Below are 9,165 nucleotides of genomic sequence, written 5' to 3' on the forward strand. Positions count from 1 at the left end.
TTAAATATAATATTTAACTAATATATGCAATGGCTGTAACTCCAAGAAAGGGCGTTTTTATACCCAGAAGGGCAGTTTATGTAAGAAAAAGAAAGCATTCATCAAGGGAGCGCTTTGAGCCCGGGTATATAACCAAGGAAAAGCAGAAATTAAAAAACGAAAAGGATAATATAATAAACCTTAGAAAGGCATTGAATAAATGTGGTGGAAGGAATGATTGCATCAGAAAGGTGGTAAGAAGAAGCAGAATATGCTATCATGATGTTATAGAAAGTGAGGAAAAAATAGACAGAATTTATTTAAGAAATGGTGCATATTTTCATTTAGAAAATAATAAATGGTTTTACCATAAAAAGGAATGATCAGGAATTTATGTATTTTTTTATTTCCCTTAAAAATTTTATAAAGTTCTCCCTTTTTAATGACCCGGTATTAACATTTCTTGGGCTTGGATGGTATGAGCAGTAAAGTCTGATTCCATTGATATCATAATAAAGTTCATTTCCAAATTTAACATTTTTAATGTTTATTCCCTTTTCTGATAGTATCCTTAAATAGGAATCAAAGGCTATTTTACCAAGAACCAGAACAGCCCTAAGCTTATCCATCATTTGTATTTCTCTTATAAGAAACGGCTGGCAATTTATAAGCTCATCCTTTAATGGTATGTTATCCGGTGGCGCACATTTTAATGCAAGTGTTATATACATATCATTGTATGTTAGTCCATCATCCCTGGATGTTGATGTTGGGATATTTGTAAAACCTGCCTCGTAAAGTGCCGATATCAAAAAATCGGAGCTTTTATCACCTGTAAAGATCCTGCCTGTTCTATTACCACCGTTAAATGCCGGTGCAAGACCAATCACGAGCAGTTTACCGTGAATGTCCCCATAACCTGTAACGGGCCTGCTCCAGTAAATTTCTCCAGAATACCTTTTTGGTATCTCCCGCGTCTTCCTGTATTCCACAAGCCTTGGGCATTTTCTGCAATTGATTATTTCTTCATTAAGATTCATTCTTTTATAATTCCAGCATTGCACTAAAACATTTACATAATATTAATATAAAGCAATTCATTTAAATGTTTATGAATTCACAGGAATATTATATAACAATATTTTTGGTTGCAGTAATTTTCTTCTTTATAGGGGCATGGTTTTCAAGATTCTGGTTGAGGCACCCATTCAGAAGGCCCATAGCCACAGGGCCGGATGCACTAATCGGCAAAACCGGTGAAATAAAAAATGTTCTCAAAAATAATACATATGAAATTAGCATAGATTCGCAGATCTGGCGTGCCGTTCCGGTTAATCCCGAGGATACATTTAAAAAGGGTGAAATGGCATATGTAAAGGCCATAAAAAATTTAACGGTTTATATTACAAAAATACAATAATTTTTATAATTGTTACAAATTTTTGACCATGTTCAAATATAACATTGGAATTATTGGCGGAAGCACAGCTGATGAATTTTACTGTAACATTGCCTATAAGGTTGGATATTTACTTGCCAAAAATGGATGCGCAGTGTTCTGCGGCGGAAAAACAGGCGTTATGGAGTGCGCATCGCATGGTGTTTATGATGCCGGTGGGTTTGTTGCAGGCTTTATGCCGGAATATACAAAAAATGGTGGAAATAAGTATCTTTCACTGGTTATACCTACCGGAATAGGCTATTTAAGGAACTTTCTCATTATAAGGGCAAGTGATGCATTAATTGCAATCGACGGAAAATCAGGGACAACCTCCGAGGCGGCATTTGCATTAACCGAGGGAAAAAGTGTGATATCAATAGGAAATTTAAACATTGATGTAAAAGATGGGGATGGAAAATTAATAAGGGTTAAAACACCAGAGGAGGCTGTCGAAAGGGCCATGGACGAGGCGTGGAAATACACCTCAAAATTTGGTGAAAAATAAAATATAAAGACAATTATTCTTTTATTATATGTTTTCTCTCATATGATATGTGATGCATTAGCATAAAGAATCCAATGATATACTCTGCCATTACAGCACCAAGGAGCCTGAGATGCACAGTGAACATTTTATATGGACCGAGAAGAACGTATATTAATATTATTCCTATTAAAAATATTATTAATATGACAATTGCCGGGTTCTTATGCCTTAATTTTTCGAAATAAAACAGGCTTGGAAATGCTATAAATATTAATCCCAGTGGAAATGCCACCTCTGTAAATCCATTAATTTTTACATGACCTATCTTATCAAACTGGAGGGATGCAATTCCTATTAAAATAATGGCAACCAGCAGTATTCCAAGTTCTATATAAAAAAGAGCTTTATTATTTCCCTTAGGTTTTTCATTTATAACCTGAGTTGATTCAACATTCTCGTCACTTGAAATATTTTCAGCCTTTATTTCATTTTCTGTGTTCTCATTATTGTCAGTCATTTATTAATCATGATTTTTTAATTATTAAATGTTTTGTATATTATTCTTTAATTTGCAAATATTAATTAATTAAAAATATATCCATGTTTATGTCTATTGAAAATGATATTGCCAGTGAAATGTACAGTTTTGGCATAGGCAACACACCACTTATAAAGCTGGATGATAATTTATACGCAAAGGCCGAATTTTGCAATAAATTCGGATCAATTAAATCAAGGGCAGCATTTTTTATGATAGATTATGCACTAAAAACCGGCATAATAAATAGGGATACAATTATTGTTGAGGCCTCATCTGGAAATACAGGAATAGCAGTGGCCGGTATATCAAATTTATTTGGGCTTAAGAGTAAAATAATAATACCGGAGGGTGCTAGTAATGGTACAAAAGATTATTTAAAATCTCTTGGATCAGATTTGATACTTACAAAGGGAAACAGCACAGAGGCCTCCATTGAATATGCCAGATCAATCGTTGAATCCGATCCCAGAAGATACTTTAGGTTAAACCAGCACGGAAATAACCTTAATTCAGATGCACATTATTACACAACAGCACCAGAAATTAAAAATGAAATAATTAACGTTGATTTTCTGGTTGCTGGAATTGGCACAGGCGGTACCATTACAGGAATTTCAAGATATTTGAAGGAGAATGGAAATACAAAAACAGTAGGAATAATTCCTGATTCCGGATCGCATATTTTTGGCCTCAGGAATCCGTTTATTTCAAATAATAAGGGGATACTTGATAAATATATGAAATATATTGATGATGTTAAAGAATTAAATGAAAAATATGCATATTATGGTGTTAGGGAACTTATGGATAAACAGCGTTTATTTTGTAGGCCCCTCATCGGGTGCTAATTATTATGTTTCAAAAGAATTAAGCGATATGTTTCCTGATAAAAATGTTGTAACAGTGTTTCCTGATAGCGGTAAAAAATATATGGAAATTTACAGGGAAAAAAATATATTTACTCATTAAATTTTGGGGTTTTTTTGTTTAGAAAGCTCTCTATGCCCATTTTCGCATTTTTTGTGTTAAATAATTCAGCAAAATATTTTGATTCATCATAAAATGAGGATTCCATCATCAATTTTTTGATATTTATTATGGCCTCACGGGATTTTTTATAAAGATCAACTGCAAGTTCAATGGCCCTCTCCATCGGATTATCTGAAATTTCTGCAATTATGCCGTACCTCACTGCATCATCGGCATTAAAGGTTTTACCTGTCATGATTATGTATTCAGAATTTGCCCTTCCTGCAAGTTTTTTTAGGCGCTGGGTTCCCCCCCAGCCCGGAAGTATTCCAAGATTAACTTCCGGAAATCCCCATTTTAATTTCGGCCCTCCTATTCTAAAATCTGTTGATAATGCAAGCTCAAGACCGCCACCAAGTGTGTATCCATTAAGTACGGAAATGACCGGCATGGGAAAAGACTCAATTTCATCAAGTATCTCATGCCCCTTCATGCTCAGATTAAATGCCTCTGTATCCTTCATGCCAACGAAATTGTTTATATTTGCACCCGCAGAGAAGGCACGGTTATTTCCTGTTATAATGTTTATCTTATTATTTTTAAGCAGGTTTTTAACAGATTCCAGCCTTGAAATATCAAGTGGATTAAGTCCGCCATCATCCATTTTTATTACATTATACTCATCAAACTCTTCATTATTTATCATATTTATAAAACCCCTCACCTGTTTTTCTACCAAGTTTTCCGGCATAAACCATATTTCTCAACGTGACTGGTGGCTTAAACCTTTCATAGCCAAGGTCATTATATAATACATTGAGTATATCATAAACAACATCGTTGCCTATAAAATCAGATAATTCAAGCGGGCCCATGGGATGGTTCATTCCAAGCTTCATTATTGTATCTATTCCGGCCGCATCTGATATGCCCTCCTCAAGTGATATAATTGCCTCCCTGATTAATGCCATCAGAACCCTGTTTGAAATAAAACCGGGAAAATCCTTAACCATAACCGGGGTTTTTCCAAGTGATTTTGAAATATCCATAACCCTTTTTATTGTATCACCATCAGTATCGTATCCTGAAACAACCTCGATTAACTTCATTATTACTGGAGGATTAAAAAAGTGCATGCCAATAAATTTTTTTGGATTCGGCGCATATTTTGAGAGCATTGTAATTGATATTGATGATGTGTTTGTTGCAACAATGGCATTCTGATTTTTAATTTTATGCAAAACCTCACTTTTAATTTCAGGTTTTTCTATTACAGCCTCCACATAAAATTCTGAGTCATATGCAGTGAAATTTGTATCATATAATATTCTTTCTGATACCCTTTCAGGTTCCTTTATTATGCCCTTCTCTGATAATTTCTTAAGTGATGCGTTGATTGCCAGCTCTGATTTTCTAAGTATTGAGTCGGAGATATCTGAAAGTATGACATCATGTCCAAACTGTGCAAATACCTCCGCAATACCGGAACCCATGGTTCCACCACCAATTACAGTTACCCTCAATATATCATCTCCAGTGATAATGAGTGGCCACCGCCACCACCATGGCATATCGTTGCAAGACCGGTATTCAACTTTCTTGATTTAAGTGCGTTTATAAGTGTTACTATAATTCTTGACCCGCTGTTTCCCAGTGGATGGCCTATTGCTATTGCCCCGCCATTTACATTAAACCTTTCAGGGTCTATACCCAGCTGATCACGTACTATTATGGATGCAACTGAAAATGCCTCGTTGTGCTCAACAAGATCGTAATAATCTATATTTTTCCCCTGTTTTTCCAGCAATTTTCTTGTTGCGGGTATTGGTGCCTCAACAAAGTCCCTTGGATTCATTGATGCGGAGGCAAATCCTGTGATTTTTGCTATGGGTTTTAATCCATACTCATCAACAGCCTTTTTTGATGCCAGAAGCAGGGCAGAGGCACCGTCTGAAAGCTGGGATGAGCTGCCTGCCGTGAGAATCCCATTGCGATCAAATGCGGGGACAAGCTTTTCAAGGTCCTCCATGGTGGTCTTTCTTATTCCCTCATCCTTTTCAAGGTTTTTTAACGGCACAATCTCCTTTGAAAATTCACCGGATTCTGTGGCCCTTAATGCACGCTCCTGGCTTTCAACAGAGAACTCATCGGCATCCTTTCTTGTTATGCCGTACTTCCTTGCAGACCCCTCGGCGGAAACGCCCATGTGCTCATTGTACATTGCATCTATCAGACCATCAACAAGCATGGAATCCTCAACCTTGAAATTTTTGTATAAAAGCTGTTTTGGTCCCCATCTAAACTCAGAATTAAGCAACAGTGGTGATGCACTCATATTTTCCATGCCGCCTGCGATTATTATGTCGTGCTCCCCCAGGGCTATCTCCCTTGCGGCATTTTCAACTGCAAGCATTCCAGAGGCACATACAACATTTACTGTATTTTTTGTCACCTCATCCCGCAGACCTGCATAAAATGCTGCCTGGCCTGCCGGATTTTGGCCCACACCGGCCTGGATTACATTACCCATAATAACCTCCTCCACGAGGTCCTTATCTATCCTTGAATCATCTATGACGCCCTTAATTGCCACACCACCAAGTTCTGTGGCCTTTACCCTTGCCAGGGATTTTCCAAATTTCCCTATGGGCGTTCTTTTTGCCGAAACTATATAAGTATCTAACATCGAATAAGTATAATAAATACATTTATCTATTTTTTCATTAATACAAGATTAATAAATACGGCATTAAGCGAATTAAAACCCAATTTTTTATCAGATATTTATAGGCAAGATTATTAACATTTATATCATTACCTTTTTATGATGGTAGTTTTATACCTGCTGGTACCCGCAGCCATAGTATCACTGGCAATAATAATAGCCATACTTCATATGATTGCACCTGACCACTGGACCCCAATAATTTCATATGCAATAAAGAATAGATATACAAAAAAGAAGACGGGCGCTGTTTCACTTTCACTGGGAATTCTTCATGGTTTATTCTCATCTGTGCTATCATTTACCATAGTTATTTTTGGTATTCATTTTATTCCTGATATATATTTAAGGCTATTTGTGGTCTCCATATTATTATTTGTTTCATTTTATATAATAATAAACGCAAGGCATGAGGCACATGAGAACCGCATGCCAGAGCCAATTAAAAAAACCATACTTTTAACAAGTATTATCCCAGATCCGGCAATAGTGCCGGTCATACTCATGGGGCTTACATATGGCATGGGATTTATATTTAATACGATCTCCGTTTTTATAATAATTTCCGGTCTAACACTTTTTTCAATAACCATATTTTTGCATAAAATTCTTTTTAATAAAATAAACAGTTTAAGTCCACAGAAAATAGACTATCTTGTTGCATTAATCCTTCTGGTAACCGTTGTTTTTGTGATTCTTTAATATAAATACATTATCACAATTTTAAATATTTATACATTGTTTAACTCGGAAAATTAATAAACAGTTAATATATATAAACCAATGAAACTTGAATATTATTTACTGGATATGCCATTGATTGTGCCATTCAAAACTAGCTTTGGCACGGATGTGAACAGAAAGCCCCTTATTTTTAGGCTTGAACATAATGGTATTGTATCATACTCTGAATCAGTAACTGATCAGGATCCATTTTACAGCTATGAGGATAATGACACCGCACTTCATGTAATAAAAAGGTATCTGGCACAAAATATTAAGGATGTTCCTGATCCTGAGGAATTTCTAACAAGATCATCAAACATAAAAGGCCATAATATGGCAAAGGCTGCACTTGAAATGCTTTTATATGATTACAGGGCAAGGGAGATGGGAAAACCGTTGCATGAATTCCTTGGTGATAGCCGTGGGTATGCAAACGTTGGAATTTCAATAGGCATGGACGATATAAATAAAATGATAAAAAGAATAGATGATGCATTAAAATTAAAATATAAGAGAATAAAGGTAAAAATAATGAAGGGTGAGGAGTTAAAAATAGTTTCTGCCATAAGGGACGTATACCCTGATATAAATTTAAGCGTTGATGCAAATTCTGATTACACTGAAAAGGACTTTGAATTACTTAAAAAACTTGATAAATTCAATCTGGTGTATATAGAGCAGCCATTATATCATGATGATTTAATATACCATGCAAGACTTGCAAGGGAGATATCAACCCCAATATGCCTTGATGAATCAATAACATCCCCTGAAAAGGCACAGAAAGCATTTGACATTGGCGCATGCAGCGTGATCAATATAAAACCTGGAAGGGTATCAGGACTTACCAATTCATTAAAAATTGCAAGAATTGCCAGGGAAAATAATGGCCATGTCTGGATCGGTGGAATGCTTGAAACAGGGGTTGGCAGATCATATAACATCGCAATGGCGTCAAATAAGCTCATAGACTATCCCGGTGATACATCACCAAACAGCAAATATTACATAAGGGACATTGTTAAAAATCCATATAATATGGAGGACGGCATAATAAAGGATTATAATGGCGCAGGCAATGGGATAGAAATAGATGAGGAATTAATTAATAAGTATGCTGTTGAAAGGGGTGTTATATTTTGAATCCGCTTGAATATATGGAAAAAAATAAAAAAAATATGATAAATGACCTTAGAACTGTTGTTGAATTTGAAACCCCATCATATAATAAAAAACTTCTTGATAAATTTGTGGACTTTATTTCAGGATATTTGGAGGAAAACCTCAAATGTGTACCGGAAATTATAAAATCTGATAACACCGGGAATGATATTAAATGCACACTTGGCAGCGGAAAAAAAATACTTTTATTAACACATTATGATACTGTTTTTTCAGAGGGAACATTAAAGGAAAGGCCATTCAGAATTGAGGGTGAAAAGGCATACGGTCCCGGCATATTTGACATGAAGGCCGGAATAATACAGACATTATATGCACTTAAATACATTGTTGAGCATTCTGAATTTAATAGGCAAATCGTTCTTTTAATGACATCTGACGAGGAAATAGAAAGTGGCTTTTCAAAGGATATAATTATAGAAAATGCCAGGGATGCAGAATATGTTCTGGTTATGGAACCATCATTAAATGGAAAGCTTAAAACGGAAAGAATGGGTGTTGGCACAGTAAAACTAACAGTGCATGGAAAATCATCGCATGCCGGCCTTGATCCGGAAAAGGGAGTAAATGCAATTATAGAGGCTGCCAATATAATAATGGAGGTAAAAAAATCAGGTATAGCTGGAATAAATTTTGATGTCATAAGAGGGGGCACGAGGTCAAATGTTATACCAGATCTTTGCATTGCAGAGGCAGATCTGAGATTCAGATCAGAACGCATGGTGTCTGATATTAAAAATCTGATTGAAAATATAAAACCTGTAAATCCACTGGCAAAAATAGAAACAGAATACAATATAAGGCCACCAATGATAAAAACGCTCAAATCACAGGAGCTGTTCATGAGGGCAAGGGAAATTGCACATGAAAAATTAAATATGAATCTTGAGGAAACATCTGTTGCCGGTGGCAGCGATGGCAATTTTTGTTCATACTATGCCCCTGTTCTGGATGGGCTTGGTGCAGTTGGTGACGGTGCCCACTCTGAAAATGAATTTATATACATTAATTCAATGCCCGAGCGTGCAGCCCTTTTATATTATTTAATTAATGACCTTTGAAATAAATTTTATTCAAATTATAATTTAATATAAATTTAAAAAATAGATCGGAAG

At 35.6% G+C, this 9,165-nt stretch carries 12 protein-coding genes; 7 read left to right on the forward strand and 5 right to left on the reverse strand.

Features of this window, described 5'->3' with window-relative positions; all coding sequences use genetic code 11:
• The first annotated feature begins 29 nt into the window (after nt 1-29).
• Nucleotides 30-362, forward strand: a complete 333-nt coding sequence (locus AOG55_RS00870; RefSeq protein ID WP_048101424.1) for a hypothetical protein — start codon at nt 30-32, stop codon at nt 360-362.
• Here AOG55_RS00870 and AOG55_RS00875 read toward each other — a convergent pair whose 3' ends face one another.
• A complete protein-coding gene (locus AOG55_RS00875) occupies nt 363-1,019 on the reverse strand; it encodes a uracil-DNA glycosylase (protein WP_054964038.1) in 657 nt (218 codons plus the stop codon).
• Between the two features lie 71 nt (nt 1,020-1,090).
• On the opposite strand from AOG55_RS00875, the gene AOG55_RS00880 reads away from it, so the two are divergent.
• Nucleotides 1,091-1,399, forward strand: a complete 309-nt coding sequence (locus tag AOG55_RS00880) for an NfeD family protein (RefSeq protein WP_048101426.1) — start codon at nt 1,091-1,093, stop codon at nt 1,397-1,399.
• A 28-nt stretch (nt 1,400-1,427) separates the two neighbouring features.
• Nucleotides 1,428-1,925 carry a TIGR00725 family protein gene (locus AOG55_RS00885; RefSeq protein WP_054964037.1) on the forward strand — a complete coding sequence of 166 codons (498 nt, stop codon included), beginning with the start codon at nt 1,428-1,430 and terminating at the stop codon, nt 1,923-1,925.
• A 13-nt stretch (nt 1,926-1,938) separates the two neighbouring features.
• Here AOG55_RS00885 and AOG55_RS00890 read toward each other — a convergent pair whose 3' ends face one another.
• Nucleotides 1,939-2,424, reverse strand: a complete 486-nt coding sequence (locus AOG55_RS00890) for a hypothetical protein (RefSeq protein WP_048101428.1) — start codon at nt 2,422-2,424, stop codon at nt 1,939-1,941.
• Nucleotides 2,425-2,513: 89 nt separating this feature from the next.
• On the opposite strand from AOG55_RS00890, the gene AOG55_RS00895 reads away from it, so the two are divergent.
• Nucleotides 2,514-3,296 carry a pyridoxal-phosphate dependent enzyme gene (locus tag AOG55_RS00895; RefSeq protein ID WP_054964036.1) on the forward strand — a complete coding sequence of 261 codons (783 nt, stop codon included), beginning with the start codon at nt 2,514-2,516 and terminating at the stop codon, nt 3,294-3,296.
• 110 nt (nt 3,297-3,406) lie between these two features.
• Here AOG55_RS00895 and AOG55_RS00900 read toward each other — a convergent pair whose 3' ends face one another.
• Genes AOG55_RS00900 through AOG55_RS00910 form a run of 3 tightly spaced genes read right to left on the reverse strand, consistent with a single transcriptional unit; the run spans nt 3,407 to nt 6,103 of the window.
• Nucleotides 3,407-4,123, reverse strand: a complete 717-nt coding sequence (locus AOG55_RS00900; protein WP_162216742.1) for an enoyl-CoA hydratase/isomerase family protein — start codon at nt 4,121-4,123, stop codon at nt 3,407-3,409.
• On the reverse strand, nt 4,113-4,940 hold the full coding sequence (locus AOG55_RS00905) for a 3-hydroxyacyl-CoA dehydrogenase family protein (RefSeq protein WP_048101430.1): 828 nt from the start codon (nt 4,938-4,940) through the stop codon (nt 4,113-4,115). Before AOG55_RS00905 ends, AOG55_RS00900 begins: the two co-directional genes overlap by 11 nt.
• Nucleotides 4,937-6,103 (reverse strand): acetyl-CoA C-acetyltransferase, encoded by a 1,167-nt coding sequence (locus AOG55_RS00910; RefSeq protein ID WP_048101431.1) that lies wholly within the window; start codon nt 6,101-6,103, stop codon nt 4,937-4,939. Before AOG55_RS00910 ends, AOG55_RS00905 begins: the two co-directional genes overlap by 4 nt.
• Before the next feature lie 138 nt (nt 6,104-6,241).
• Here AOG55_RS00910 and AOG55_RS00915 point away from each other — a divergent pair, with 138 nt between their 5' ends.
• The 3 genes from AOG55_RS00915 (at nt 6,242) to AOG55_RS00925 (ending at nt 9,111) form a co-directional block, all read left to right on the forward strand.
• Nucleotides 6,242-6,844, forward strand: a complete 603-nt coding sequence (locus tag AOG55_RS00915) for a hypothetical protein (RefSeq protein ID WP_048101432.1) — start codon at nt 6,242-6,244, stop codon at nt 6,842-6,844.
• 81 nt (nt 6,845-6,925) lie between these two features.
• Nucleotides 6,926-8,011, forward strand: a complete 1,086-nt coding sequence (gene menC / locus AOG55_RS00920) for an o-succinylbenzoate synthase (RefSeq protein WP_048101433.1) — start codon at nt 6,926-6,928, stop codon at nt 8,009-8,011.
• Entirely contained in the window at nt 8,008-9,111 is a 1,104-nt protein-coding gene (locus tag AOG55_RS00925; RefSeq protein WP_084779377.1) for a M20 family metallopeptidase, read from the forward strand. The genes menC and AOG55_RS00925 overlap by 4 nt, the downstream gene beginning before the upstream one ends.
• Nucleotides 9,112-9,165 lie beyond the last annotated feature (54 nt).

It is taken from the genome of Acidiplasma cupricumulans, from assembly GCF_001402935.1.
In the GTDB taxonomy this organism is placed as follows: Archaea; Thermoplasmatota; Thermoplasmata; order Thermoplasmatales; family Thermoplasmataceae; genus Acidiplasma; species Acidiplasma aeolicum.